The 26,401-nt window shown below is 62.6% G+C and carries 29 protein-coding genes; 20 read left to right on the top strand and 9 right to left on the bottom strand.

What is annotated here, in order from left to right:
- Positions 1 to 8 precede the first annotated feature (8 nt).
- Positions 9 to 587, bottom strand: coding sequence for a L,D-transpeptidase family protein (locus AC58X1_RS15000; protein ID WP_497429049.1), 579 nt, complete (start codon positions 585 to 587; stop codon positions 9 to 11).
- 19 nt (positions 588 to 606) lie between these two features.
- On the bottom strand, positions 607 to 1,161 hold the full coding sequence (locus tag AC58X1_RS15005; RefSeq protein ID WP_101317077.1) for an NUDIX hydrolase: 555 nt from the start codon (positions 1,159 to 1,161) through the stop codon (positions 607 to 609).
- Between the two features lie 132 nt (positions 1,162 to 1,293).
- Between AC58X1_RS15005 and AC58X1_RS15010 the strand changes: the two genes are divergently transcribed.
- The 5 genes from AC58X1_RS15010 (at position 1,294) to purT (ending at position 4,454) form a co-directional block, all read left to right on the top strand.
- Positions 1,294 to 1,893 carry a CoA pyrophosphatase gene (locus AC58X1_RS15010; RefSeq protein WP_101317079.1) on the top strand — a complete coding sequence of 200 codons (600 nt, stop codon included), beginning with the start codon at positions 1,294 to 1,296 and terminating at the stop codon, positions 1,891 to 1,893.
- A gap of 43 nt (positions 1,894 to 1,936) precedes the next feature.
- Positions 1,937 to 2,461, top strand: a complete 525-nt coding sequence (locus tag AC58X1_RS15015; protein WP_497429050.1) for a gamma carbonic anhydrase family protein — start codon at positions 1,937 to 1,939, stop codon at positions 2,459 to 2,461.
- Position 2,462: 1 nt separating this feature from the next.
- The gene (locus tag AC58X1_RS15020) at positions 2,463 to 2,660 is read left to right on the top strand and encodes a DUF1289 domain-containing protein (protein ID WP_101317083.1); all 198 of its coding nucleotides are present in this window, start codon (positions 2,463 to 2,465) and stop codon (positions 2,658 to 2,660) included.
- Positions 2,661 to 2,718: 58 nt separating this feature from the next.
- Positions 2,719 to 3,186 carry a VUT family protein gene (locus AC58X1_RS15025; protein WP_101317085.1) on the top strand — a complete coding sequence of 156 codons (468 nt, stop codon included), beginning with the start codon at positions 2,719 to 2,721 and terminating at the stop codon, positions 3,184 to 3,186.
- Positions 3,187 to 3,272: 86 nt separating this feature from the next.
- Positions 3,273 to 4,454 carry a formate-dependent phosphoribosylglycinamide formyltransferase gene (purT, locus tag AC58X1_RS15030; RefSeq protein ID WP_101317087.1) on the top strand — a complete coding sequence of 394 codons (1,182 nt, stop codon included), beginning with the start codon at positions 3,273 to 3,275 and terminating at the stop codon, positions 4,452 to 4,454.
- 36 nt (positions 4,455 to 4,490) lie between these two features.
- Here purT and AC58X1_RS15035 read toward each other — a convergent pair whose 3' ends face one another.
- The 3 genes from AC58X1_RS15035 to AC58X1_RS15045 all read right to left on the bottom strand — a co-directional run bounded on the left by AC58X1_RS15035 (position 4,491) and on the right by AC58X1_RS15045 (position 8,088).
- Positions 4,491 to 5,795 (bottom strand): MFS transporter, encoded by a 1,305-nt coding sequence (locus AC58X1_RS15035; protein ID WP_101317089.1) that lies wholly within the window; start codon positions 5,793 to 5,795, stop codon positions 4,491 to 4,493.
- A 256-nt stretch (positions 5,796 to 6,051) separates the two neighbouring features.
- Entirely contained in the window at positions 6,052 to 7,269 is a 1,218-nt protein-coding gene (locus AC58X1_RS15040; RefSeq protein ID WP_497429051.1) for a transporter associated domain-containing protein, read from the bottom strand.
- A 9-nt stretch (positions 7,270 to 7,278) separates the two neighbouring features.
- The gene (locus AC58X1_RS15045) at positions 7,279 to 8,088 is read right to left on the bottom strand and encodes a cytochrome C assembly family protein (RefSeq protein ID WP_497429052.1); all 810 of its coding nucleotides are present in this window, start codon (positions 8,086 to 8,088) and stop codon (positions 7,279 to 7,281) included.
- 252 nt (positions 8,089 to 8,340) lie between these two features.
- Between AC58X1_RS15045 and ffh the strand changes: the two genes are divergently transcribed.
- The 12 genes from ffh to AC58X1_RS15105 all read left to right on the top strand — a co-directional run bounded on the left by ffh (position 8,341) and on the right by AC58X1_RS15105 (position 18,441).
- Positions 8,341 to 9,717 (top strand): signal recognition particle protein, encoded by a 1,377-nt coding sequence (gene ffh, locus AC58X1_RS15050; protein WP_101317095.1) that lies wholly within the window; start codon positions 8,341 to 8,343, stop codon positions 9,715 to 9,717.
- Positions 9,718 to 9,962: 245 nt separating this feature from the next.
- Positions 9,963 to 10,214, top strand: coding sequence for a 30S ribosomal protein S16 (rpsP, locus tag AC58X1_RS15055; RefSeq protein ID WP_101317097.1), 252 nt, complete (start codon positions 9,963 to 9,965; stop codon positions 10,212 to 10,214).
- Between the two features lie 5 nt (positions 10,215 to 10,219).
- Positions 10,220 to 10,756, top strand: coding sequence for a ribosome maturation factor RimM (gene rimM / locus AC58X1_RS15060; RefSeq protein ID WP_101317099.1), 537 nt, complete (start codon positions 10,220 to 10,222; stop codon positions 10,754 to 10,756).
- Between the two features lie 3 nt (positions 10,757 to 10,759).
- Positions 10,760 to 11,512 carry a tRNA (guanosine(37)-N1)-methyltransferase TrmD gene (gene trmD / locus AC58X1_RS15065; protein ID WP_103436271.1) on the top strand — a complete coding sequence of 251 codons (753 nt, stop codon included), beginning with the start codon at positions 10,760 to 10,762 and terminating at the stop codon, positions 11,510 to 11,512.
- A 42-nt stretch (positions 11,513 to 11,554) separates the two neighbouring features.
- Positions 11,555 to 11,905, top strand: coding sequence for a 50S ribosomal protein L19 (gene rplS / locus AC58X1_RS15070; RefSeq protein WP_023629812.1), 351 nt, complete (start codon positions 11,555 to 11,557; stop codon positions 11,903 to 11,905).
- A gap of 102 nt (positions 11,906 to 12,007) precedes the next feature.
- On the top strand, positions 12,008 to 12,418 hold the full coding sequence (locus AC58X1_RS15075) for an acyl-CoA thioesterase (protein WP_188035502.1): 411 nt from the start codon (positions 12,008 to 12,010) through the stop codon (positions 12,416 to 12,418).
- An 81-nt stretch (positions 12,419 to 12,499) separates the two neighbouring features.
- Positions 12,500 to 13,396, top strand: a complete 897-nt coding sequence (gene xerD, locus AC58X1_RS15080; RefSeq protein ID WP_101317105.1) for a site-specific tyrosine recombinase XerD — start codon at positions 12,500 to 12,502, stop codon at positions 13,394 to 13,396.
- Positions 13,397 to 13,550: 154 nt separating this feature from the next.
- On the top strand, positions 13,551 to 14,303 hold the full coding sequence (locus tag AC58X1_RS15085; protein WP_103436272.1) for a thioredoxin fold domain-containing protein: 753 nt from the start codon (positions 13,551 to 13,553) through the stop codon (positions 14,301 to 14,303).
- 82 nt (positions 14,304 to 14,385) lie between these two features.
- On the top strand, positions 14,386 to 15,690 hold the full coding sequence (locus AC58X1_RS15090) for a homoserine dehydrogenase (RefSeq protein WP_101317109.1): 1,305 nt from the start codon (positions 14,386 to 14,388) through the stop codon (positions 15,688 to 15,690).
- Between the two features lie 54 nt (positions 15,691 to 15,744).
- Complete coding sequence (thrC, locus tag AC58X1_RS15095) at positions 15,745 to 17,154, top strand: threonine synthase (protein WP_101317111.1); 1,410 nt, start codon at positions 15,745 to 15,747, stop codon at positions 17,152 to 17,154.
- A gap of 486 nt (positions 17,155 to 17,640) precedes the next feature.
- Positions 17,641 to 18,081 carry a response regulator gene (locus tag AC58X1_RS15100; RefSeq protein ID WP_497429053.1) on the top strand — a complete coding sequence of 147 codons (441 nt, stop codon included), beginning with the start codon at positions 17,641 to 17,643 and terminating at the stop codon, positions 18,079 to 18,081.
- Between the two features lie 75 nt (positions 18,082 to 18,156).
- The gene (locus tag AC58X1_RS15105) at positions 18,157 to 18,441 is read left to right on the top strand and encodes a DUF3509 domain-containing protein (protein ID WP_101317115.1); all 285 of its coding nucleotides are present in this window, start codon (positions 18,157 to 18,159) and stop codon (positions 18,439 to 18,441) included.
- A gap of 131 nt (positions 18,442 to 18,572) precedes the next feature.
- Here AC58X1_RS15105 and AC58X1_RS15110 read toward each other — a convergent pair whose 3' ends face one another.
- On the bottom strand, positions 18,573 to 19,454 hold the full coding sequence (locus tag AC58X1_RS15110) for a TIGR02285 family protein (protein ID WP_497429054.1): 882 nt from the start codon (positions 19,452 to 19,454) through the stop codon (positions 18,573 to 18,575).
- A 14-nt stretch (positions 19,455 to 19,468) separates the two neighbouring features.
- Positions 19,469 to 20,668, bottom strand: a complete 1,200-nt coding sequence (locus AC58X1_RS15115) for a CaiB/BaiF CoA transferase family protein (RefSeq protein ID WP_101317120.1) — start codon at positions 20,666 to 20,668, stop codon at positions 19,469 to 19,471.
- Between the two features lie 131 nt (positions 20,669 to 20,799).
- Here AC58X1_RS15115 and AC58X1_RS15120 point away from each other — a divergent pair, with 131 nt between their 5' ends.
- The 3 genes from AC58X1_RS15120 to AC58X1_RS15130 all read left to right on the top strand — a co-directional run bounded on the left by AC58X1_RS15120 (position 20,800) and on the right by AC58X1_RS15130 (position 24,336).
- The gene (locus AC58X1_RS15120; RefSeq protein ID WP_103436278.1) at positions 20,800 to 21,342 is read left to right on the top strand and encodes a YaeQ family protein; all 543 of its coding nucleotides are present in this window, start codon (positions 20,800 to 20,802) and stop codon (positions 21,340 to 21,342) included.
- 30 nt (positions 21,343 to 21,372) lie between these two features.
- Positions 21,373 to 23,082 carry a single-stranded-DNA-specific exonuclease RecJ gene (gene recJ, locus AC58X1_RS15125; protein ID WP_188035506.1) on the top strand — a complete coding sequence of 570 codons (1,710 nt, stop codon included), beginning with the start codon at positions 21,373 to 21,375 and terminating at the stop codon, positions 23,080 to 23,082.
- Between the two features lie 144 nt (positions 23,083 to 23,226).
- Entirely contained in the window at positions 23,227 to 24,336 is a 1,110-nt protein-coding gene (locus AC58X1_RS15130; protein ID WP_497429055.1) for an NADH:flavin oxidoreductase/NADH oxidase, read from the top strand.
- 56 nt (positions 24,337 to 24,392) lie between these two features.
- Here the strand turns inward: AC58X1_RS15130 and AC58X1_RS15135 are convergent, their stop codons facing one another.
- Both AC58X1_RS15135 and AC58X1_RS15140 read right to left on the bottom strand, forming a co-directional pair.
- On the bottom strand, positions 24,393 to 25,817 hold the full coding sequence (locus AC58X1_RS15135) for a gamma-aminobutyraldehyde dehydrogenase (protein WP_497429056.1): 1,425 nt from the start codon (positions 25,815 to 25,817) through the stop codon (positions 24,393 to 24,395).
- 46 nt (positions 25,818 to 25,863) lie between these two features.
- The gene (locus tag AC58X1_RS15140) at positions 25,864 to 26,310 is read right to left on the bottom strand and encodes a methyl-accepting chemotaxis protein (RefSeq protein ID WP_412072367.1); all 447 of its coding nucleotides are present in this window, start codon (positions 26,308 to 26,310) and stop codon (positions 25,864 to 25,866) included.
- Positions 26,311 to 26,401 lie beyond the last annotated feature (91 nt).

Here is a 26,401-nt window from a genome sequence, read left to right on the forward strand (position 1 = left end):
CGGCGGCTTCAGGGCCGGATCTCGATCATGGTGCCATCCTTGACCATGCTCCATACCTCGCGCATATCGGCATTGCGCATGGCGATACAGCCCTCGGTCCAGTCCAGGGTATGGAAATACCACTCCGGGTATTCCTCATCCAGCGGCGTACCGTGGATCATGATCATGCTGCCGGCGGGTACGCCTGCGCGGCGGGCTTTGGCGGCGTCGGTGATGTTTGGGTAGGAGATGTGCATGGCCAGGTTGTAGCGGTCGCTGGCCTTGCGCCAATCGAGCCAGTAGAAACCTTCCGGGGTGCGTTTGTCGCCTTCGCGCTCCTTGGCGCCCTTGGGCTGCTTGCCCAGCGAGATGCGGTAGGTCTTGAGCGGCTCGCCGCGGCTGATCAGTTGCAGGCGGCGTTCGGACTTGAGCACCAGCACCTTGTCGATCAGCGGTTGCTGGGTCTGCTGGGTCTGCTGCTGCTGCTGCTGCTGCGCGGGCGCCTGGGTTTGCACCTGGCCCTGGGGCTTGCGAATGATGACTTCGGTAAACGCCGCTTGCGACACCGAAGCGACACCACAGCAGATAAGGGCTAGCAACCAACGCATGAAACGGTATCCCTGCAGACTAGGTAATGGGCGGCGCAACAGTCATCGGCGCCACGTATTCATGGCCTATGGGGAAGTGCTGCTCGATGCGGTCGCGATAATAGCATTCTAGTGTGCGTGCGACTGTGCGAAAAGCCAGATGGTCCCACGGGATCTCATGCTCCTCGAACAAACGCACCTCCAGGCTTTCGACGCCGACGGCATAGTCCAGATCGGCCAGTTCGGCGCGGAAGAACAGGTGCACCTGATTGATATGCGGCAGGTCGAACAGCTGATACAGCCTCATTTCGCCGACCCTGGCGCAGGCTTCTTCGACGGTTTCGCGACGAGCGGCCTGATCGATGGTCTCGCCGTTCTCCATGAAGCCTGCGGGCAGAGTCCAGAAGCCGCGGCGCGGCTCGATAGCGCGGCGGCACAGCAGCACCTGGCTGCCATGGGTCGGTAGCACCCCGGCGACGATGTTGGGGTTTTGGTAATGGATGGTCTGGCAATGATCGCAGACGTAGCGCAGGCGGCTGTCGCCGTCGGGGATGCGCTGGATGACCGGCTTGCCGCACGCACTGCAGAAATTCATGCTTTGCTCCCTTTATATGCGCCTATCTTGGCGCGCCTTGCCGCCCGCCAGCAAGTGCCCGTCGGCCAGGGCTTGGGTGGCCCGCAGCTTTTGGTGCATCATGCACGGCAGGCCTTGCAATCGAGAGTGCGTATGCTGGACGAGCTGTTGCGCCGAATGAGCAACCATACCCCCGCGGCCATGGCGGGTGACCGTCGTTTTCCGGAAGCGGCGGTGCTGCTGCCCATCACCCGCAGCGACGAGCCCGAGCTGGTCTTGACCCTGCGGGCCAAGGGCCTGTCGACCCATGGCGGCGAAGTGGCGTTCCCTGGTGGACGGCGTGACCCGGAAGATCCGGATCTGGTGTTCACCGCGCTGCGCGAAGCCCATGAAGAGATCGGCCTGCCGCCGGGCCTGGTGGAAGTGATCGGGCCGCTCAGCCCGCTGATTTCGCTGCATGGCCTGAAGGTGACGCCGTTCGTCGGTTTGATCCCTGACTACGTCGAATATCGGCCCAACGACGCCGAGATTGCCGCGGTGTTCAGCGTGCCGCTGGAGTTCTTCCGTCAGGACCCGCGCGACCACACCCACCGCATCGATTATCAAGGCCGCAGTTGGTATGTGCCCAGCTATCGCTATGAGGGCTACAAGATCTGGGGTTTGTCGGCGATCATGATCGTCGAACTGGTTAACCTGTTGTATGACGCAGGTATCAGCCTGCATCAGCCGCCTGAGCGTTTCATCAATATCTGAGTGGGGTCGACCCCACCAAGCCGCCGTCCGTGAGGAGCCAACCATGAAGTACCGCCTGGGTGACATGCACGTAGAGACCCATCCCACCAGCTGGACGGCACCGACCGCCACGCTGATCGGCAAGGTCCGCCTGCAGGCCGGGGCCAGCGTCTGGTTTGGCGCGGTGCTGCGCGGCGACAACGAGCTGATCGACATCGGCGAGGGCAGTAATGTCCAGGACGGCACCGTAATGCACACCGACATGGGCTCGCCGCTGACCATCGGCAAGGGCGTGACCATTGGCCACAACGCCATGCTGCATGGCTGCACGGTTGGCGACCACAGCCTGATCGGCATCAACGCGGTGGTGCTCAACGGCGCGCGTATCGGCAAACACTGCATCATCGGCGCCAATGCGCTGATTGCCGAAGGCAAGGAAATCCCTGACGGCTCGTTGGTGATGGGCTCGCCGGGCAAGGTTGTGCGCGAGCTGACCGATGCGCAGAAAAGCATGCTCGAAGCCAGCGCCGCTCACTACGTGCGCAACGCCGAGCGCTATGCCCGCGACCTCGCTGTGCAGGAAGACTGACATGAGCGAAGTCGAACGTCCGGTCAGCTCGCCCTGCGTGAACATCTGCGCGCTGGATGAGCAGGATATCTGCACCGGTTGCCAGCGCAGCGTGGCCGAGATCAGCCGCTGGGGGCGGATGGATAACGACGAACGCCGGCAGGTACTCAGGCTGTGCCATGAGCGGGCGCTGGCGTCCGGGATGATTGTTGGCCTGTGAGGCTGGCGTTGACTTGAAAATCAAGTAATCTGTGCGGCTTGCCCGAAGGTCGCTCACCATGTTCTATCTGCTCGCCTATATCAGCAGCGTAGTGCTGATCAACTACGCGTTTTCCAGCGCTCCGCATCTGGACGTGATCTGGTCCGCCTGGGGCGGGCTGGTGTTTATTCTGCGTGACATGGTGCAGACCCGCTTTGGCCACGGCGCGCTGGTGGCGATGCTGGCCGCGCTGGTGCTGTCGTACATCACCTCGGAACCGGCCATCGCCCTGGCCAGCGCCACCGCGTTCTTTGTCTCCGAACTGATCGACTGGCTGGTGTTCAGCATCACCAAGCGGCCGCTGCGCGATCGCCTGTGGCTGAGTTCGGCGCTGAGCATTCCGGTGGACACCTTTATCTTCTTCGGCATGATCGGCGCGTTGACGCCGCTTGTGGTCGGCACCGCCATGGCCTCCAAGTTTGCCGGCGTCAGCGCCGTGTGGTTGGCGATGACCTGGCGCGCACGCAAGGCAGCGCTGCTGCGCTGAGCGCCGCGCCTGTTGTAGAATACCGGTCCTTTTTCAGCGGGTAGCGCTCAGCCTGACGCCGCCCCGCACGCCCACGAGGACCTGAAATGACCCGTATCGGAACTCCACTGTCGCCGACCGCGACCCGTGTACTGCTGTGCGGCTGCGGCGAGCTGGGCAAAGAAGTGGTGATCGAGCTGCAGCGCCTGGGCGTCGAAGTGATCGCCGTCGACCGCTACGCCAACGCGCCGGCCATGCAGGTCGCGCACCGCAGCCACGTCATCAACATGCTTGATGGGGTTGCGCTGCGGGCAGTGATCGAGGCAGAAAAACCGCATTACATCGTCCCTGAAATCGAAGCCATCGCCACCGCGACTCTGGTCGAGCTGGAAAACGAAGGCTTCAACGTGGTGCCAACCGCACGCGCGACTCAGCTGACCATGAACCGCGAAGGCATTCGTCGCCTGGCCGCCGAAGAGCTGGACCTGCCGACCTCGCCGTACCACTTCGCCGACACCTTCGAAGACTACGCCAGCGCCGTCAATGACCTCGGCTACCCGTGCGTGGTCAAGCCGGTGATGAGTTCGTCGGGCAAGGGCCAGAGCCTGCTGCGCAGCGCCGATGACCTGCAACAGGCCTGGGACTACGCCCAGGAAGGCGGCCGCGCCGGCAAAGGTCGGGTAATCGTCGAAGGCTTTATCGACTTTGAATACGAGATCACCCTGCTGACCGTGCGCCACGTCGGTGGCACCACCTTCCTTGCGCCGGTCGGCCATCGTCAGGAGAAGGGTGACTATCAAGAGTCTTGGCAGCCACAGGCGATGAGCGCCAAGGCTTTGGCCGAGTCGCAGCGCGTCGCCCAGGCAGTTACCGATGCCCTCGGCGGGCGTGGCCTGTTTGGCGTCGAGCTGTTCGTCAAAGGCGATCAGGTGTGGTTCAGCGAAGTCTCGCCGCGCCCGCACGATACTGGCCTGGTCACCTTGATTTCCCAGGACCTGTCGCAGTTTGCCCTGCACGCGCGGGCGATCCTCGGTCTGCCGATTCCACTGGTGCGTCAGTTTGGTCCGTCGGCGTCGGCGGTGATCCTGCCGCAAGGCAAGTCGCAGCAGACCAGCTTCGCCAACCTTGGCGCTGCCCTGAGCGAGCCTGACACGGCGATCCGCCTGTTCGGCAAGCCCGAAATCGACGGCCAGCGCCGCATGGGCGTGTGCCTGGCGCGTGACGAGTCGATCGAGGCCGCACGGGCCAAGGCGACCCGTTCAGCGCAGGCGGTCAAGGTCGAGTTCTGATTCAGCAATGGGGCTGCCTTGCAGCCCCAACTTCTATCAGAGGTGCGCGTTGCGCGTCTCCTTCAGGCACAGCACAGCCAGCAGGCTGATCAGCGCTGCCGCCGACACATACCCGCCAACCCAGCTCAAACCGCCCATGCTCACCAGCTTCTGGGCAAAGAACGGTGCCGCCGAGGCGCCGACAATACCGCCCAGGTTATACGCCGCCGACGCGCCGGTATAACGCACCTGAGTCGGGAACAGCTCTGGCAGCAGTGCGCCCATCGGCGCGAAGGTCACGCCCATCAAGAACAGTTCGATCGCCAGAAACAGCGCCACGCCCGCGGTCGAGCCTGAGGTCAGCAGTGGCTCCATGGTAAAGCCCGACGCAATTGCCAGCAGTGCCCCGACGATCAGCACCGGTTTGCGCCCGTAGCGGTCGCTGAGCCAGGCCGACAGCGGCGTGGCCAAGGCCATGAACACCACTGCAAAGCACAGCAGGCCAAGGAAGGTCTCGCGGCTGTAGCCAAGGGTGCTCACGCCATAGCTGAGCGAGAATACCGTCGAAATGTAGAACAGCGCATAGCACACGACCATGGCCGCGGCGCCGAGCAGGGTTGGCCGCCAGTGTTTGGCAAAGACATCCACTACCGGCATCTTCACCCGCTGATTGTCGGCAATGGCCTTGGCGAACACCGGGCTCTCTTCCAGCTTGAGGCGCACATACAGACCAACCAGCACCAGTGCGGCGCTGAGCAGGAATGGGATGCGCCAGCCCCACGCGCGGAACTGCTCGTCACTCAGGCCCAGAGCGAGGCCGAGGAACAGCCCGTTGGCCGCCAGAAAACCAATCGACGGGCCAAGTTGCGGGAACATGCCGAACCAGGCGCGCTTGCCTGGCGGGGCGTTCTCTGTGGCCAGCAGTGCTGCGCCGCCCCATTCGCCACCCAGGCCCAGGCCTTGGCCAAAGCGCAGGATGCACAGGATGATCGGTGCCCACACGCCAATGCTGTCGTAGCCCGGCAGCACACCGATCAGCGTGGTCGACACGCCCATCAGCAGCAGCGAGGCAACCAGAGTCGATTTACGGCCGATCCGGTCGCCAAAATGGCCGAACAGGGCGGAACCCAACGGCCGCGCCATGAAGGCGATGCCGAAAGTCAGAAACGCCGCGAGCATCTGCGCGGTGCCCGAGCCGGACGGGAAGAACACCGGGCCGATCACCAGCGCGGCGGCGGTGGCGTAGACATAGAAATCGTAGAACTCGATCGCGGTGCCGATAAAGCTGGCGGTAGCCACCCTCGCTGGCGAGTTGACCGGTGCTGCCGGGGTCGAATCGGAATAGGTGCTGCTGGTGGTCATCTGTGTAGATCCCTGACAGTCGAAGCTCCATGGCCGGCGCAGGTCAGACAGGCAGCTGCGCGCGCACAGGCGCTGGAGCGAATGGTTGTGGGTCGCTCGACTGATCAAAGCCCTGGGGGTAGGCGAGGGGAGCGGGCACTGTTCAGGATGGTGAGGCAGGCGCGCGGGGTACATCAGTGGAGCGGACTGGCCGTGTGGCGCCAAATGCGGATAGCGGGCGCGACGGCAGGGCTGGGTAAGCGTGACCCGAGTATAGCTAGCGGGTCACGGTCCAGACCAGTACCTTGCTCGCACAATTGTCTTCGGTTTCAAGGATTTCCAGCCGGTAGCGGCCAATCTTCAGGCACACGGCACTGGCCGGGATGCTTTCCAGTGCCTCGGTGACCAACCCGTTGAGGGTCTTCGGCCCGCCGTCACAGGGCAGATGCCAGCCCAAGCTGCGGTTGACCTCGCGCAGCGAGGCGGCGCCTTCGATGACGAAGCGGCCATCGGCCTGCGGATGAATGTGCGGGTTCTGCGGGCTTTGCTCGTCCTCGAACTCGCCGACGATTTCTTCGAGGATGTCTTCCAGAGTGACGATGCCCAGCACTTCGCCGTATTCATCGACCACCACGCCAAGGCGCCGTTGCTGCTTGTGAAAGTTCAGCAGCTGCATCTGCAGTGGCGTGCTTTCGGGCACGAAGTACGGCTCATAGCAGGCGGCGGCAATCGTCTCCAGGGTCAGCTCGGCGTGTGGCAGCAGATGGCTGATCAGCTTGGTGTTGAGGATTGCCTCGACCTGGTTGATGTCGTTGTGAAACACCGGCAAGCGGGTATGCCGGCTGACGATCAGTTGTTCGATGATGCGTTCGATAGGGTCGTCGAGATTGATCCCGTCGACTTCGTTGCGTGGCACCAGAATGTCGTTGACGGTGATCTCGTCAAGTGAACGCAAACCATCGAGCAGGCCGTGGCGCTGGGCTTCGAACTCGTCCTGATCGTCATCGTCGTTATTCTGTGGGTGCAGCGCAACCGCAGTCGGCGCCGGGCGGAACGGGCGCAGGATGAGCTTGGCGATGCCGTCGAGCAGGCACGCCAGCGGTTGCAGCAGGGTCAGCGGCAACTTCAGCAGGTTGGCGCCAAGGCTGACGAACGCTTCCGGATTACGCCGTACCATTCGCCGCGGCAGGTATTCGGCCAGTACCAGCACCAATACCGCAGCCATCAGACCGCCCAGCCAGAAGCCGTGCTCGCCGCTGTAGCGCTGACCCAGCAGGCAGCCCAGGCCAAACACCAGTAGCTTGCCCAGGCTGGCGCCGAACACCAACGCCTGAGCCGGCAAGGCAGGTGCGGCAGGCTCTGTGCCACGTGGTTGCGCGTTGAGTTGTTGGCGGGCGCTATCGACCGCAGTGAACAATGCCGCCCACAGCAGCGCCAGGGCTAGGCAACCCAGCAGTGGCGCATGCAACTGGACGAACAGCGGCAGACTATCCATGGACCACCGTCAGATATGCAGGATGAATTCGCGTACCAGCTTGCTGCCGAAATAGGCCAGCATCAGCAGGCAGAAACCGGCCAGGGTCCAGCGGATCGCCTTGTGCCCGCGCCAGCCCAGGCGGGTGCGGCCCCACAGCAGCACGCTGAACACCACCCACGCCACGCAGGCGAGCAAGGTCTTGTGCACCAGGTGCTGGGCAAACAGGTTGTCGAGGAACAGCCAGCCCGAGATCAGTGACAGCGACAGCAGTGCCCAACCGGCCCAGAGGAAGCCGAACAGCAGGCTTTCCATGGTTTGCAGCGGCGGGAAGTTGCGGATCAGCCCGGACGGGTGCTTGTGCTTGAGCTGGTAGTCCTGCAGCAGCAACAGCAGCGCCTGGAACACGGCGATGGTGAACAGCCCGTATGCCAGGATCGACAGCAGGATATGGGCAAGGATGCCCGGTTCTTCGTTGATCAGCGGCACTGTACCTGCGGGGGCGAACTGCGCCAGCAAGGCGGTGATCGCGCCGAGCGGAAACAGCAGGACCAGCAGGTTCTCCACCGGAATGCGCAGGCACGCCAGCAGGGTCAGGGCGATCACTGCGACGGCGATCAGGCTCGAGGCACTGAAGAAGTCCAGGCTCAGCCCCAACGGGGTGATCAACTGGAAGAACAGCGCGCCGGCCTGGGCGATGACCGCGATCGTGCCGAGCAGACCGAGCAGGCGCTTGTCGGCACGCGTGCCCTGGGCCAGGCGCATGCTGTGGTAGATCGCAGCGGCAATATAAAGGCCGACGGCGAGCAGATTGGGGATGAGGCTGGGTGAAGAGAGCATAAGTCCTGATAGGCAAGCCCGGGAAGACCGCGAGTTTGGCATAGAACGCGGGTGCCAAGGAAGGCCGACGCACGGCTCTGGCGTTGATCCAGCGCAGGCCTCGCGCTGCGGGTGATTGGGCCGATGGTCCTGTACATGGTGTGCGCGGCGTCAAGTCTCCGCTATAATCGCCGGCTTGCTGTTCCCCGTGCGTGTCGATTACCGCCGGGGCGCCTGACAAATCGCGGCTTTGCCAAGCCTGAAAGGATCACCATGTTCGAAAACCTGACCGACCGCCTGTCACAGACGCTGCGCCATGTCACCGGCAAGGCCAAGCTGACCGAAGACAACATCAAGGACACGCTGCGCGAAGTGCGCATGGCGTTGCTCGAAGCCGACGTTGCGCTGCCGGTGGTCAAGGATTTCGTCAACAGCATCAAGGAACGCGCAATCGGCACCGAGGTGTCGCGCAGCCTGAGCCCGGGCCAGGCGTTCGTGAAGATCGTCCAGGCCGAACTCGAAAGCCTGATGGGCGCAGCCAACGAAGACCTTGCCCTGAACGCCGCCCCGCCCGCCGTGGTGCTGATGGCCGGCCTGCAGGGTGCGGGCAAGACCACCACCGCCGGCAAGCTGGCGCGCTTCCTTAAAGAGCGCAAGAAGAAGTCGGTGATGGTTGTGTCTGCCGACGTCTACCGTCCGGCGGCGATCAAACAGCTGGAGACCCTGGCAGGCGAAGTCGGCGTGACCTTCTTCCCGTCCGATATCAGCCAGAAGCCTGTGGCAATCGCTGAAGCGGCGATCCGCGAGGCCAAGCTCAAGTTCATCGACGTGGTCATCCTCGACACCGCCGGTCGTCTGCACATCGACAGCGACATGATGGACGAGATCAAGGCGCTGCACGCTGCGGTCAAGCCGGTAGAGACCCTGTTCGTGGTCGACGCCATGACCGGTCAGGATGCCGCCAATACCGCCAAGGCGTTTGGTGATGCGCTGCCGCTGACCGGCGTAGTGCTGACCAAAGTCGACGGTGACGCCCGTGGCGGTGCCGCGCTGTCGGTACGCTCGATCACCGGCAAGCCGATCAAGTTCATCGGTATGGGCGAGAAGAGCGACGCGCTCGAGCCGTTCCACCCTGACCGTATCGCCTCGCGCATCCTCGGCATGGGCGACGTGCTCAGCCTGATCGAGCAGGCCGAGCAGACCATCGACAAGGCCAAGGCCGACAAGCTGGCCAAGAAGCTGAAGAAGGGCAAGGGCTTCGACCTCGAAGACTTCCGCGACCAGCTGCAACAGATGAAGAACATGGGCGGCCTCGGCGGCTTGATGGACAAGCTGCCGAGCATCGGCGGGGTCAATCTGTCGCAGATGGGCAATGCCCAGGGCGCGGCCGAGAAGCAGTTCAAGCAGATGGAAGCGATGATCAACTCGATGACCCCGGCCGAGCGCCGCGATCCCGATTTGATCAGCGGTTCGCGCAAGCGCCGCATCGCCCTCGGCTCCGGCACCCAGGTGCAGGACGTCGGCCGGTTGATCAAGCAGCACAAGCAAATGCAGAAGATGATGAAGAAATTTTCCACCAAGGGCGGCATGTCGAAGATGATGCGCGGCCTTGGCGGCATGATGCCAGGTGGCGGCATGCCCAAGATGTAACCCTACTCAGGCCAGTGGCGCGAAGGCGCGGCTGGCCGGGATCCCGCTTCGGCGGGGACACCGCTGCCTTGCGAGAGGCAGCTTTATCGCAGATCGGCAGGCGGGTCTTTTTTCAGGGTGAACAACCCGGTGAAAAAAGGCATTTGCAAATGTCCGGATATTCCTTGAGAATATGCGGCCTTTCGGGCACCCGTGTGCCCGCTGTGCATCATGATTTGCAGCACCGACTACAGGAACGATGTTCAATGCTTACCATTCGTCTTGCCCGTGGCGGCTCCAAAAAGCGCCCGTTCTACCAACTGACCGTAACCGACTCGCGTAACCCGCGTGACGGCTCCCACATCGAACAGGTTGGCTTCTTCAACCCAGTCGCTCGTGGTCAGGAAGTTCGTCTGTCCGTTAAACAAGACCGCGTTGCTCACTGGTTGAGCGTTGGCGCACAGCCGTCTGAGCGTGTTGCTCAGCTGCTGAAGGAAGCTGCCAAGGCTGCTGCCTGAACAGTATGAACGCGACGCCAGAAAAGGCTGACGACCTCATCGTCGTTGGCAAGATTTTTTCGGTACACGGCGTTCGCGGCGAGGTGAAGGTTTATTCCTTTACCGATCCGATTGAAAACCTGTTGGATTACCAGAACTGGACGCTTCGGCGCGAAGGGACGGTCAAGCAGGTCGAGCTGGTCAGTGGCCGTTCCAATAAAAAGGAGCTGGTCGCCAAGCTCAAGGGCCTCGACGATCGTGACGAAGCACGTCTTCTGAGCGGTTACGAGATTTGCATCTCGCGAAGCCTTTTGCCCAACCTGACTGACGACGAGTACTACTGGTACCAGTTGCAAGGTCTGAAAGTCATCAACCAGGACGAGCATCTGTTCGGCACGGTTGATCACCTGTTGGAGACCGGCGCGAACGATGTAATGGTGGTCAAGCCTTGTGCAGGCAGCCTGGATGACCGTGAGCGTCTGTTGCCCTATACGGCGCAATGCGTGCTTGCAGTCGACCTTGAAGCCGGCGTGATGCGGGTCGAATGGGACGCGGATTTCTAACTGATGGGTAACCTTCGCGTAGAAGTCATCACGTTGTTCCCCGAGATGTTCTCGGCCATTACTGAGTACGGCATTACCAGCCGCGCGGTGAAGCAGGGCTTGTTGCAAGTCACTTGCTGGAATCCGCGGGACTACACCACAGATCGTCACCATACGGTGGATGATCGGCCGTTTGGCGGTGGTCCGGGGATGGTGATGAAGATCAAGCCTCTGGAAGATGCACTGGCTAGCGCCAGGCAAGCGACCGGAGCAACGGCGAAGGTGATCTACCTCTCGCCACAGGGCCGCAAGCTGGATCAGCAGGCGGTTCAAGGCTTGGCCGAACAGGAATCTTTGATCCTGATCGCCGGCCGATACGAAGGCATTGACGAGCGCTTTATTGAGGCTCATGTCGATGAAGAGTGGTCGATTGGTGACTATGTACTTTCCGGTGGCGAGCTGCCGGCCATGGTACTGATCGATGCGGTTACGCGGCTGCTGCCCGGAGCTTTAGGGCATGTAGGCTCGGCGGAGGAAGATTCCTTCACCGATGGCTTGCTGGATTGCCCGCACTACACCCGACCTGAGGTGTATGCGGATCAGCGTGTACCCGACGTGTTGCTAAGTGGCAACCATGCACATATCCGGCGATGGCGGATGAAGCAGTCCCTTGGTAGGACCTTCGAACGTCGCGCCGATCTTCTGGAAAGTCGCTCACTTTCTGGAGAAGAGAAAAAGCTGCTCGAGGAATACCTCCGCGAGCGGAACGATAGTTAACGTATCGATGGTGGATCACGTTTTCCACCTTAGGAGCACAGCATGACTAACAAAATCATCCAGCAGCTCGAAGCAGAGCAGATGAGCAAGGAAATCCCTACCTTCGCACCAGGCGACACCATTGTCGTTCAGGTTAAAGTGAAGGAAGGTGATCGTTCCCGTCTGCAGGCATTCGAAGGCGTTGTTATCGCCAAGCGTAACCGCGGTCTGAACAGCGCCTTCACTGTGCGCAAGATCTCCAGCGGCGTTGGCGTTGAGCGTACCTTCCAGACCTACAGCCCGCAGATCGACAGCCTGGCCGTGAAACGTCGTGGTGACGTGCGTAAAGCCAAGCTGTACTACCTGCGTGACCTGTCCGGCAAAGCCGCTCGCATCAAAGAAAAACTGTCCTGAGTACAGTTTGACTGGCGGCTGCGGCCGCCATGCGAGAAAAAAAGCAGCCTTCGGGCTGCTTTTTTGCTTTCTGCAACCTTGCCTTAGTGATGTGACATAACCATGACCAATACCCGCGAGCAGGAAATCCAGCGCCGCACCGAACTGTCGATAACCCGCGTGACCAAGGCGGTGTTCCCCAACACCACCAACCACCACAACACCTTGTTTGGCGGCACCGCGCTGGCCTGGATGGATGAAGTGTCGTTCATCGCCGCAACGCGCTTTTGCCGCTTGCCGTTGGTGACCGTGTCGACCGATCGCATCGACTTCAAACACCCGATCCCGGCCGGAACCATCGTCGAGCTGGTCGGCACTGTGATCAAGGTGGGCAATACCAGCTTGCAGGTGCAGGTCGATGTGTTCGTCGAGAACATGTATCTGGATGGCCGCGAGCGCGCCATTCATGGGGTCTTCAGCTTTGTCGCCATCGACGAGGACAAACGCCCGGTGCCGGTGCTGGCCGGGTTCTGACGGCTGCAGCGCGGAGCGCCGATGACAGCGTGTCGGTGGCTGTGAAACACTCAGCCCATCTTCCCTGGATAGCGACTGTGCATGCCCGCCCTCGACCACCCTTTGATTGACCAGTTTCTCGATGCGCTATGGCTTGAGAAAGGCCTGTCCGACAACACCCGCGTGTCCTACCGCAGTGACCTTGCGCTGTTCAACGGCTGGCTGCAGGAGCATGGCGTTGCCCTGCCAGATGCTGGTCGCACGTTGATTCTCGATCACCTGGCCTGGCGCCTCGATCAGGGTTACAAACCGCGCTCGACGGCGCGTTTCATCTCCGGCCTGCGTGGCTTCTTTCGCTACCTGCTGCGGGAGAAGCTGATCGCGGTCGATCCCACCCTGCAGATCGACATGCCGCAACTGGGCAAGCCACTGCCCAAGTCGCTGTCGGAGGCTGACGTCGAGGCGTTGCTGCAGGCGCCGGATCTCAGCGAGGCTATTGGTCAGCGTGATCGGGCCATGCTCGAGGTGTTGTATGCCTGTGGTTTGCGCGTTACCGAACTGATCAGTCTGACCCTTGATCAGGTCAATCTGCGCCAGGGCGTGGTGCGGGTAATGGGCAAGGGTAGCAAGGAACGGCTGGTGCCAATGGGTGAGGAAGCTGTGCTGTGGCTGGAGCGCTATGTGCGTCATGGCCGCCCTGAGCTGCTCAACGAGCGCCCCAGCGACGTGCTGTTCCCCAGCCTGCGCGGCGAGCAGATGACCCGGCAGACCTTCTGGCACCGGATCAAGCACCAGGCCAAGGTTGCCGGAATCGACAAGGCCCTGTCGCCGCACACCCTGCGTCATGCCTTTGCCACGCACCTGCTCAATCACGGTGCAGACCTGCGCGTGGTGCAGATGCTGCTGGGCCACAGTGACCTGTCGACCACGCAGATCTACACCCATGTAGCCAAGGCTCGGCTGCAGCAGCTGCACGCACAGCACCATCCGCGTGGATGAAGCAAATTCATGTTGCGCCGAGCGGTCGCTGAGGGCTCATTCAGCACAGCCTGATGTGGTAGGCTTGGGCGGTTTGCACCAAGGGCCGCACGGTCGCCGCGGTTTTTTACCCGCAGGTGACGTCTTCGGCCCGGTCCGTCTTCAGGAGTACCCCATGCGCGTGACCCGTATCATTGCCGCCGCCGCCTTGGCGCTGGCCAGTACCTTTGCTGTGGCTGCAACCAGCGAAACCAACAATGGCGCCGAGCAGGCAATCCGCAAGAGCCTGCAGACCCTCGAGCTGGAAGTGCCGATCGAGAGCGTCGCCAGCAGCCCGCTCAATGGCCTCTATGAAGTCAAGCTGCAGGGCGGCCGCGTGCTCTACGCCAGCGCCGACGGCCAGTTCGTCATGCAGGGTTATCTGTTCCAGATCGCCGACGGCAAGCCGGTCAACCTGACCGAGAAGACCGAGCGCCAGGGTATCGCCAAGCTCATCAACGGCATTCCAGCTGCCGAGATGGTGGTTTATCCTGCCAAGGGCGAGACCAAGTCGCATATCACCGTGTTCACCGACACCACCTGCCCGTACTGCCACAAGCTGCACGCCGAAGTACCCGAGCTCAACCGTCGCGGTATCGAAGTACGCTATGTCGCCTTCCCGCGCCAGGGCCTGGGTTCGACCGGTGACGAGCAGTTGCAGGCCGTCTGGTGCTCCAGCGACCGCCGCGCGGCGATGGACAAGATGGCCGATGGCAAGGACGTCAAAGCGGCCAAGTGCGTCAACCCGGTGGGCAAACAGTTCCAGTTGGGCCAGTCAATCGGTGTCAACGGTACGCCAGCCATCGTGCTCGAGAGCGGGCAGGTGATTCCTGGTTACCAGCCAGCCCCGCAAGTGGCCAAGCTGGCCCTGGCTGCCGGCAGCAAGTAATCCAATTCAGTGCGCCGTCGCCATGCGGCGGCGGTAGTTTTCACGGTCGGCCGAGTGCCGGCCGTTCTATGGGGAGTTCACAGTGAAACCGGTCAAAGTAGGCATCTGTGGGTTGGGGACCGTCGGTGGCGGTACCTTCAATGTACTTCAACGCAACGCCGAGGAGATTGCCCGTCGTGCCGGGCGCGGTATTGAAGTTGCTCAGATTGCCATGCGCTCGCAGAACCCGAACTGTCAGATTACCGGTACCCCCATTACCGCTGACGTGTTCGAGGTTGCCAGCAACCCGGAAATCGACGTCGTCATCGAACTGATCGGCGGCTACACCATTGCCCGTGACCTGGTCCTCAAGGCCATCGAAAACGGCAAACATGTGGTTACCGCGAACAAGGCGCTGATCGCCGTGCATGGCAACGAGATCTTTGCCAAGGCGCGCGAGAAGGGCGTTATCGTTGCTTTCGAAGCCGCCGTTGCCGGTGGTATTCCGGTGATCAAGGCGATCCGCGAAGGGCTTTCGGCCAACCGCATCAACTGGCTGGCCGGGATCATCAACGGCACCGGTAACTTCATCCTCACCGAAATGCGCGAAAAAGGCCGGGCGTTCCCCGATGTGCTGGCCGAAGCGCAGGCGTTGGGTTACGCCGAAGCCGATCCGACCTTCGACGTCGAAGGCATCGATGCAGCGCACAAGCTGACCATCCTGGCCTCGATTGCCTTTGGTATCCCGCTGCAGTTCGACAAGGCCTACACCGAAGGCATCACTCAGCTGACCACTGCTGACGTCAACTATGCCGAAGCACTGGGCTATCGCATCAAGCACCTGGGCGTGGCTCGTAGCACCGAGGCCGGTATCGAGCTGCGCGTGCACCCGACGCTGATCCCGAGCGACCGCCTGATCGCCAACGTCAATGGCGTGATGAACGCGGTCATGGTCAATGGCGATGCCGCGGGTTCCACGCTGTACTACGGCGCTGGCGCCGGCATGGAGCCGACTGCTTCGTCGGTGATCGCCGACCTTGTCGACGTGGTACGGGCGATGACCTGCGACCCGGAAAACCGCGTGCCGCACCTGGCCTTCCAGCCGGATTCGCTGTCGGCCCACCCGATCCTGCCGATCGAAGCCTGCCAGAGCGCCTACTACCTGCGCATCCAGGCCAAGGATCACCCCGGTGTGCTGGCTCAGGTCGCGAGCATCCTCTCCGAGCGCGGGATCAACATCGAGTCGATCATGCAGAAGGAAGCCGAGGAGCAGGACGGCCTGGTGCCGATGATCCTGGTCACTCATCGCGTGGTCGAGGAGCACATCAACGACGCGATCCTGGCTCTGGAGAGCCTGCAGGATGTAGTCGGCAAGGTCGTGCGCATCCGCGTCGAGCAGCTCAACTAATTTCGCCGTCGGGCCGCGTCTGCGGCCCAGGCCCCAGCATTGAAGGTTTGCACCATGCGCTATATCAGCACTCGCGGCCAGGCACCGGCCCTGAACTTCGAAGACGTCCTGCTTGCCGGTCTCGCCAGTGATGGCGGCCTGTATGTGCCGGAGAACCTGCCGCGCTTTACCCAGGAAGAAATCGCCTCGTGGGCCGGCCTGCCGTACCACGAGCTGGCCTTCCGGGTGATGCGCCCGTTCGTGGCCGGCAGCATTGCCGACGCCGACTTCAAGAAGATCCTCGAAGAAACCTACGGCGCCTTCGCCCATGCGGCAGTGGCGCCGCTGCGTCAGCTTGGCTCCAATGAATGGGTACTGGAGCTGTTCCACGGCCCGACCCTGGCGTTCAAGGACTTTGCCCTGCAACTGCTCGGCCGCCTGCTCGATCACGTATTGGCCAAGCGCAACGAGCGCGTGGTGATCGTCGGTGCTACCAGCGGCGACACCGGCTCGGCAGCTATCGAAGGCTGCCGCCGTTGCGACAACGTCGACATCTTCATCCTGCACCCGCATCAGCGCGTATCGGAAGTGCAGCGCCGGCAGATGACCACCATCTTTGGCGAAAACATCCACAACATTGCCATCGAAGGCAACTTCGACGATTGCCAGGAGATGGTCAAGGCCAGCTTCGCCGACCAGTCGTTCCTCAAAGGCACGCGCCTGGTGGCAGTCAACTCGATCAACTGGGCGCGGATCATGGCCCAGATCGTCTACTACTTCCACGCCGCCCTGCAGTTGGGCGGGCCGGCGCGTTCTGTGGCGTTCTCGGTGCCGACCGGCAACTTCGGCGACATCTTCGCCGGTTACCTGGCGCGCAACATGGGCCTGCCGATCAGCCAGCTGATCGTCGCGACCAACCGTAACGACATCCTGCACCGCTTCATGAGCGGCAATCAGTACGTCAAGGAAACCCTGCACGCGACCCTGTCGCCGTCGATGGACATCATGGTTTCGTCCAACTTCGAGCGGCTGCTGTTCGACCTGCACGGGCGCAACGGTGCGGCGATTGCCGAGTTGATGGCCAACTTCAAGCAGGGTGGTGGTTTCAGCGTCGAGCAAGACCGCTGGACCGAGGCACGCAAGCTGTTCGATTCGCTGGCGGTCAGTGACGAGCAGACCTGCACGACCATTGCCGAGGTGTTTGCCAGCACGGGTGAGGTGCTGGATCCGCACACGGCGATTGGCGTGCATGCTGCGCGTGAGTGTCGGCGCAGTCTGGATACGCCGATGGTGGTGTTGGGGACGGCGCATCCGGTCAAGTTCCCCGAGGCGGTGGAGAAGGCTGGGGTGGGCAAGGCGTTGGAATTGCCGGCGCACCTGACTGACCTGTTTGAGCGGGAAGAGCGGTGTACGGTGTTGGCCAATGACCTGAAAGTGGTGCAGGGGTTTGTTAGCCAGCATGGCAATCGCGGTAAGCCATTGTGATGGGGTAGCTGGGGGACGGTCCCCTCGCTCCGGTCTTGCTCCCGGGGGACCGCGCTGTACGGGCCATCCTGGCCCGCAGCGCTTGCCGGCCATCCATGGCCGTCACCTCCCTTCGCAAGACCTGCGCTCGGCCTCCTGAGTCGCCGGTGGATCAACATCAAAAGCAGATCAAGATCAAAAGCACGCCTCGCTGCGCTGGCGCAGATTAACAGCGGGGCCGCTTAGCGGGTGAATCCGCTCCCACAGAGTTCGCGTTGCCAGGAGTGGTGTGCAGTATGGAAGCGAGGTTGCTGGAGCGTCGAACCAAAGGTCTGCTGAGAGCATCGCATCCTGTGGGAGCGGGTTCACCCGCGAAGGTCTGCGAAGCAGACCCCATTCACGGATTGTCCTGTTCGCACTTTCAGCCTTTTCCTATATCCCTCGCACTTGACCCTTTCTACAGTTGGCGCTACTTCAACCCGGGCGCGCGGCGCTCAGGAGCGCCCTATGTACCGGCTCAACGTCGTCATCTATCACACTCGTCCCGCCCAGCAGATCAGCCTGCATCAGGCTTGCAATGCTCAGGGCATATTCAATGTGCGCATCGCCGACAACCTGATCATCGCCACAACCTTGCTGGCTCGCCGGCGTGCACCTGATCTGCTGATCATCGATCACACCATGCCCAGTGCCGACGGCAAGGCGTTGCTGCAGCACCTGAGCTTGACCTGCCCATCTACGGCGTTGCTGTTGATCGGTCAGCCCCGTCCCGAGCATCTTGATATCGCCCAGCAGGCCCGGCAAAAAGGCTTGTGGGTGGTCAACGAACTGGCCTGGCCTTTGTCGATGCCAGCACTGCAACGAACGCTGCAGCGAGTGGGTGGCAGCCGCCATAAGCCTGCTGTGAGCGATTTTCAAACTGTCATGATGCGCGCGCATGCTCACTGAACCCCGCAGCAACGAACTTTCTGCGGCCGCCAAGGGTCAGTACCCATATAGCCAAAAAACAAGTGAGTGCGCCGGATGGAAAGAATTTGCAGACTGCTCAATGATGCTCTGACCCCTTACCAAGCTCACCTTGCCGCCGCCGATGCCAATGGCAATCGTCAACTGGTTCTGCGTGATCCCCAAGGCAATGTCACCCTGCAACGGGCTGTCACCTCGCGACAATTGCAGGAACAGAGCCTGCTGATAGATCTGGTCGATGGCCTGCATCGGGATGTGCAGATTGCCGAAGGACGCCTGCAGCCTTGTGTGATCGCTGCCCTGCAGCAGCGCCAACCGATTCACGGAACCTTTGCCAGCTGATTGCGTCTTATTTGCTAATGGCAGCCCAGCGGCGCTTTGCTCCGGTGACGTTGTGCTGCCACGGAAAGTCCAGATGACTTTCGCTTGACCCCGGTCGTCTTCCCCAGCGACCGGGGTTTCTTTTTTCTGGCTCAGGGCGTGGCGTAGGCCTGATCGTCGGCCAGCTCTGCGGCCCGCTGCATATACGCTTCGCGCTGCTCTGGATCTAGCCAGCGGGCATACAGATCCGGCAATGTGTCACGGCGCAGCGCCGGCAACAGTTTGTCGATATGGCCGATCGCCTCACGCCCGAGCGGTGTGTCGGAGCAGGCGACATGCAGTAGCTGGTAGGGCTGCACGCTCTGGATCGGATAAAAACGGTAGCTGTGCGTATCCGCGCCTTGCTGATTGAGCAGGTAGCGCAACTCTGGCCAGTAACCCAGCACCAGCTGCAAACGGCCCAACTGCTGCATCTGCAGCAAGCTGGCGGTCGCTTCGGTGCCGTAGTGACGGTTGAAAGCGCTGTCGGGCAGTTGCCTGAGCAACTTATCGACCGAGGCGCTGTAACTGCGCTCGGCAACAATCCCGAGCTTCAACGTGCTCTGGGTCAGTAGGCCTTTGAGGTCGACGCTGCCGCCTTGCAGGTAAGGTTCGATCAGCGCCTGGTCCTCGTTGCGCACCAACAGGCCGCTGCTCAACGTGGCCATGGTCGGGCTGGAGAAATAAGCGTATTTGGCCCGCTCCGGGGTCCACAGCAGGGTAGGGTCGCAGGTGAAGGAAGGCTCTTGCAGCATCTGGATACCGCGGGCGCGGTTGACCCGGACGATGCTGTGCTCGTACTCGGGCATCTGCGCGATCAGCAGCGGCAGCATGCGGTCGAGCACGCCTTGGCCTTGTTCAGGCCCTTCAAAAATCGTGAAGGGCGGCAGATCGCGGATCAGCCACAGCAGCTTTTCCTTGGCCGTGGCTACGCCGGGCAGCAGCGCGCAGCTAACTGCAAGCGTCAGCAGCCAGCGTAACTTGAGCCTGAACACCACGGCGGCGCGGTTCAGACCGCGCCGTCCTTGCGCAGCCGGGCAATGGCTGCAGCATCGTAGCCAAGCCCGCTGAGCAGCGCCGTGGTGTGTTCGCCCAGCGCCGGGCCAACCCATTCAGTCGAGCCTGGCGTGTCGGACAGCTTCGGCACAATGCCGGGCATCTTGAACGCTTTGCCATCGGGCAAGCGGCCCTGCAGGAACATTTCGCGGGCCAGAAACTGCGGGTCGCTGAACATGTCCTCTGCCGAATAGATCCGGCTGGCCGGCACCTGCGCGGTGTTCAAAACCTCCAGTACCTGTTCCAGCGGCAAGCCATTGACCCAGCGATCGATCACGCCGTAAAGCTCGTCACGGCGCAGGTCGCGGCCGTCGTTGCTGGCCAGGGTTGGGTCATCGGCCAGGTCGTCGCGGCCGATTGCCTGCATGAAGCGCTTGAAGATCGCATCGCCGTTGGCGCCGATCTGCACATGCTTGCCGTCGGCGCTGGTGTGGATGCACGAGGGAGTGATGCCAGGCATGATGTTGCCGGTGCGCTCGCGGATAAAACCGAACACATCGAATTCCGGCACCATGCTTTCCATCATGGCGAAGATCGCTTCATACAGCGCCACATCGACCACTTGCCCGGCACCGCCATTGACCTCGCGGTGACGCAGCGCCATCAATGCACCGATCACGCCCCACAGGGCGGCAATCGAGTCGCCGATGGAGATACCGGTACGCACGGGCGGGCGATCATCGAAGCCGGTGATGTAACGCAAGCCACCCATCGATTCGCCGACCGCACCGAAGCCTGGCTGGTCTTTCATCGGCCCGGTCTGGCCGAAGCCCGACAGGCGCACCATGACCAGGCGCGGGTTCAGCGCATGCAGCACGTCCCAGCCCAGGCCGAGTTTTTCCAGCACGCCGGGGCGGAAGTTCTCGATCAGGATGTCGGCTTCGGCCAGTAGCCGCTTGAGGATCTCGCGACCTTCCTCGTGCTTGAGGTTCAGCGTCAGCGACTGTTTGTTGCGCGCCTGGACGAACCACCACAACGACGTGCCTTCATACAGCTTGCGCCATTTGCGCAACGGATCACCGCCGTCGGGCGATTCGACCTTGATCACCTCGGCACCGAATTCGGCGCAGATGCGCGACGCAAAGGGGCCGGCGATCAGGGTCCCGAGCTCGATGACTTTAAGGCCGGCGAGGGGTTTGCTGGGCGTTGGCATGGGGGCATCCGTGGCGGCAGAAACAAAGCGCTGGTTTTATCACAGCTCGCCTGCGGCAGATACTGCCGCGACGCAAGCAGGGCAGGATCAGTTAGACTAGCCGACTTTCTCCAGCTAGAAGCCCGTCACCCATGGCCCAGCCGTCCACCACCTACAAGTTCGAACTGAACCTGACCGACCTCGACCGCAACGTCTACGAAAGCGTCAAGCAGACCATCGCCCGCCACCCTTCGGAAACCGAAGAGCGCATGGCCGTGCGCCTGCTCGCCTACGCGCTCTGGTACAACGAGCAACTGTCGTTCGGCCGTGGTCTGTCGGACGTCGACGAGCCTGCGCTGTGGGAAAAGAGCCTGGATGATCGCGTCCTGCACTGGATCGAAGTCGGCCAGCCCGACGCTGATCGACTGACCTGGTGCTCGCGTCGCACCGAGCGCACCAGCCTGCTCGCCTATGGCAGCCTGCGCGTGTGGGAAACCAAAGTGCTCGGCGCGATCAAGAACCTGAAAAACGTCAACATCGCTGCCGTCCCGCAAGATGTGCTGGAAGTCATCGCCAAGGACATGCCGCGGGTGATCAAGTGGGATGTGATGATCAGCGAAGGCACGGTGTTCGTCACCGACGACCGCGGCCAGCACGAAGTGCAGCTGCAGTGGCTGCTCGGCGAGCGCGGCTGATTTCAACCTTTATAGACTGCTGAAGACCCCATGCGTATCGAACCCCGCCCGTTGCCGCCCACCCTGCCTTTTCTGGGAGCCTTGCCGCCGTTGCTGACCCGCCTGTACGCCGCTCGCGGCGTGCAATCGGAGGCTGAACTGGACAAGAGCCTGGCCCGTCTGCTGCCGTATCAGCAGCTCAAGGGCATCGATGCGGCGGTCGATCTGCTGGTCGAGGCGCTGGACCAGCGCCAGCGCATCCTCATCGTCGGCGACTTCGATGCCGATGGCGCCACCGCCAGCACCGTTGGCGTGCTGGGCCTGCGGCTGCTGGGCGCGGCGCATGTCGACTATCTGGTGCCAAACCGCTTCGAGTACGGCTATGGCCTGACCCCGGAAATCGTCGAAGTCGCGCTGCAGCGCCAGCCGCAGCTGCTGGTCACCGTCGACAACGGTATTTCCAGTGTCGAGGGCGTTGCCGCTGCCAAGGCGGCCGGGCTCAAGGTGCTGGTGACCGACCACCACTTGCCCGGCCAGCACTTGCCGGACGCCGACGCCATCGTCAACCCGAACCAGCCAGGCTGCGAGTTCCCCAGCAAGTCGCTGGCCGGGGTAGGGGTGATCTTCTACGTGCTGATGGCCTTGCGCGCGCGTTTGCGCAGCCTTGGCCGTTACCAGACCCAGGCGCAACCGAACATCGGCGAGCTGCTCGACCTGGTCGCGCTTGGCAGTGTCGCCGACGTGGTGCCGCTGGATGCCAATAACCGCATCCTGGTCCATCAGGGCCTCGAGAGAATTCGCGCTGGTCGCGCCCGCGCTGGCTTGAAGGCGATCCTGGAAGTCGCTCGCCGTGACTACCAGCGCATCACCTCGACCGATCTGGGCTTTATCCTCGGCCCGCGCCTGAACGCCGCAGGCCGGCTGGACGACATGAGCCTGGGCATCGAATGCCTGCTCTGTGACGACCCGGCGCTGGCCCGTGACATGGCCGAGCAGTTGGACGGCCTCAACCAGGATCGCAAGTCGATCGAGCAGGGCATGCAGCGCGAGGCGCTGGCCCAGCTCAAGGACCTGCCGCTGGAGTCGATGCCGTATGGCCTGTGCCTGTTCGATGCCCAGTGGCATCAGGGCGTGATCGGCATCCTCGCCTCGCGCCTGAAAGAACGTTACCACCGCCCGACCATCGCCTTTGCCGATGCCGGTGAGGGTTTGCTCAAGGGCTCGGCGCGTTCGGTGCCAGGCTTTCATATCCGCGATGCGCTGGATGCCGTGGCTGCGCGTCACCCGCAACTGATCAGCAAGTTTGGTGGTCACGCCATGGCCGCCGGTTTGTCGCTGCCGGCAGAGAACTTCCCGGCGTTTGCCGCCGCGTTCGACGAAGAAACCCGGCGTCAGCTCAATGAAGACGACCTGACCGGGCGGTTGCTGACCGACGGCAGCCTGGCGGTTGAAGAATTCCACTTGGACCTGGCCCGCGCCCTGCGCAACGCCGGCCCGTGGGGCCAGCATTTTCCCGAGCCGCTGTTCCATGGTGTGTTCCAGCTGGTTGAGCAGCGTGTGGTCGGCGAGCGGCATTTGAAGGTGGTGCTCAAGAGCGAGTGCGGTGCGGTCAAGCTCGACGGTATTGCCTTCGGTATCGACCGCGAAGTCTGGCCCAACCCCACCGTGCGTTGGGTCGAGCTGGCCTACAAGCTGGACGTCAACGAGTTTCGCGGCAACGAAAGCGTGCAACTGATGATCGCGCACATCGAACCACGCTGATCGGCTGCTGCGCGGATCCCTCTGCGACCGGGCTGAACCCTGGTCGCAGCAAACTGGTCTAGGCTCAAGAGAACCGGTACCAGGCCACGGCTGCACATCAGTGCCCGGGCCGGTCACCCATTTGGAGTCCCAGGGAGATCCCCCATGAGCCTGCTGTTAGAGCCCTACACCCTCCGCCAGTTGACCCTGCCCAACCGCATCGCCGTGTCGCCGATGTGCCAGTATTCGGCCGCCGATGGCTTGGCCAATGACTGGCATCTCGTGCACTTGGGCAGCCGTGCCGTAGGCGGGGCCGGGCTGGTCTTCACCGAAGCCGTGGCGGTCACCGCCGATGGTCGGATTACCGCTGAAGACCTCGGTCTGTGGGATGACCAGCAGATCGCGCCGCTGCAGCGCATCACCCGCTTTATCACTGCCCAGGGTTCGGTACCCGCCATTCAGCTGGCCCATGCCGGGCGCAAGGCCAGCACTCATCGGCCCTGGCTGGGCAAGCACGGCAGCGTCAAACCGGAGGACGGCGGCTGGCAGCCTGTCGGCCCGTCGAAAATAGCCTTCGACCCGGAGCACACTGCACCGCGTGAGCTGAGTACCGGCGAGATCCAGGAGATCATCGACGCCTTCGTCAAAGCCGCCGAGCGCGCGCTCACTGCGGGTTTCAAGGTGGTCGAACTGCACGCTGCCCATGGCTACCTGCTGCATCAGTTTCTCTCGCCGCTGAGCAACCAGCGCCGCGATGCATACGGCAGCAGCTTCGAAAACCGCATTCGCTTTACCCTTCAGATTACCGAGGCTGTGCGTGCGGTATGGCCCAAAGAGCTGCCGCTGTTCGTCCGGGTGTCGGCCACCGATTGGGTCGAAGACGGCTGGAACCCTGACGAAACCGTCGAGCTGGCGCGCCGCCTGCGTGCGCTAGGGGTGGACTTGATCGACGTGTCGTCGGGCGGCACTTCGGTCAACGCCGAGATTCCCACCGGCCCGGGCTATCAAACGCGCTTTGCCGAGCGCGTGCGCAAAGAGGCGGAGATTGCCACCGGCACCGTCGGCATGATCACCGAACCCGCCCAGGCCGAGCACATTCTGCGCACGGGGCAGGCTGACCTGATCTTCCTCGCCCGTGAACTGCTGCGTGATCCGTACTGGCCGCTGCATGCCGACGACGATCTGGGTGGCAACAAGGCCACGTGGCCAGCGCAATACCAACGGGCGACCCACCGCGCCAACCCGATTCACGAGTCCGACCTGCGCGACGCCTGACGTTGATGTGGCTGCCTTGTCGTCGACAGAAGACGGCGACAAGGCAGCCAACACGGCTAGTGCTTGAACATCACATGGCGGACACAGGTGTAGTCCTCCAGCCCATACATCGACATATCCTTGCCGTAGCCCGATTGCTTCTGCCCGCCGTGGGGCATCTCGCTGATCAGCATGAAGTGCGTGTTGACCCAGGTGCAGCCGTATTGCAGGCGTGCGGCAAGGCGGTGCGCGCGGCCCACGTCAGTGGTCCACACCGATGAGGCCAGGCCGTACTCGGAGTCGTTGGCCCACTCCAGCGCCTGGGCTTCGTCGGCAAAGCGAGTGACGGTGACCACCGGGCCGAACACCTCATGACGGGCGATCTCGTCGTCCTGCAGCACGTCGGCCAGCAGGGTCGGCGCGTAGAAGAAGCCTGCACCCTCCAACACCTTGCCGCCAGTGACCAGGCGGATATGCGGCTGGTCGAGGGCGCGTTGCACCATGCCTGCTACCTTGTCGCGGTGTTGCGCACTGATCAGTGGGCCGAGTTCGGTGTCGGCCGCATCCTGAGGTCCCGGCTTGATGCTGGCGACAGCCTGGCCCAGGCGCTCGACCAATTCATCGTAGATGGCGTCCTGCACATACAGCCGGCAGGCGGCGGTGCAGTCCTGGCCGGCATTGTAGAAACCAAAGCTGCGAATGCCATCGACGGCCGCATCGAGATCGGCGTCATCGAAGATCAGCACTGGCGCCTTGCCGCCCAACTCCATGTGCATGCGCTTCACGCTGGCGGCAGTGGCGCCGATGATGTTCGCCCCGGTCGGGATCGAGCCGGTCAGCGATACCATGCGTACGCGCGGATGAGTGACCAGCGGCGTGCCCACAGTCGCGCCACGGCCAAACAAAATGTTCAACACACCGGCCGGGAAGATCTCGCGGGCCAGCTCGGCCAGGCGCAGCGCTGTCAGCGGGGTCAGCTCGGAGGGCTTGAGCACCACGGTGTTGCCTGCGGCCAGTGCCGGCGCGATCTTCCACGCGAGCATCATCAGCGGGTAGTTCCACGGCGCAATCGAGGCGACCACGCCCAATGGGTCACGCCGCACCATCGAGGTGTGCCCCGGCAGATACTCACCTGCCGCCGAACCGCCCAGGCAGCGCGCCGCCCCGGCGAAATAGCGAAACACGTCGACGATTGCCGGGATCTCGTCATTGAGGGCGGCGGTGAGGGGCTTGCCGCAGTTCTGCGATTCGAGGCTGGCCAGTTCTTCGCCGTGTTGTTCAATGGCATCGGCCAGCGCCAGCAGGGCCAGCGAGCGGTCTTTCGGGCTGGTCTGCGACCAACTGGCAAAGGCGCTGTCGGCGGCGCGCACGGCGCTGTCGACCTGCGCCTCGCTGGCCTCGCTGATCTGCGCCAGGGCAGTGCCTGCGGCTGGGTCGAGTACGGTCCAGGCCGGGCCTTCACCGGCCACCAGTTGGCCGTTGATCAGCATCTGGGTGTGCATGGGGCAATCCTCCGAGGCATTTGCGATGGTCGATAGCGTAGACCACTCACTGCAGCTCATTGGCTACCCGGCTGGTGACCTCGACGACCTGGCGTGCGCCGCGGCTGATTTCGTCCATCGCGTTGCCAGCCTGGCTGGCCAGGTCCTGCACAGCGCAGGCATGCTCGCGGCTGTTCTGAATGCCATTGAAGGCGCCATTGGCCAGTTCTCGGTTCAGACGCACTACCTCGAAAATGTCCCGGGTGGCCTCGGTAGTGCGCGCGGCCAGGCGCCTGACTTCATCGGCAACCACAGCAAAGCCACGGCCCTGATCGCCGGCACGGGCGGCCTCGATGGCCGCATTGAGTGCCAGCAGGTTGGTCTGCGCCGCAATCCCGCCGATGGTCTCGACGATCGCACCAATGTTCAGCGACTGCGCCTGCAGCGCTTGCATGTCCTGGCCAACGCTGGCCATTTCCCCGGCGATGGATTGCATGGCCGACGCGGCCTGCATGACTACTGTCAGGCCTTGCTGTGCGCTGTGCTCGGTGGTCAGCGAAACATCATGGGCGAGTTCGGCAGCGCGGCGCACGAGGTCGGCCTTT

This window comes from Pseudomonas sp. PGPR N4 (genome assembly GCF_059693665.1).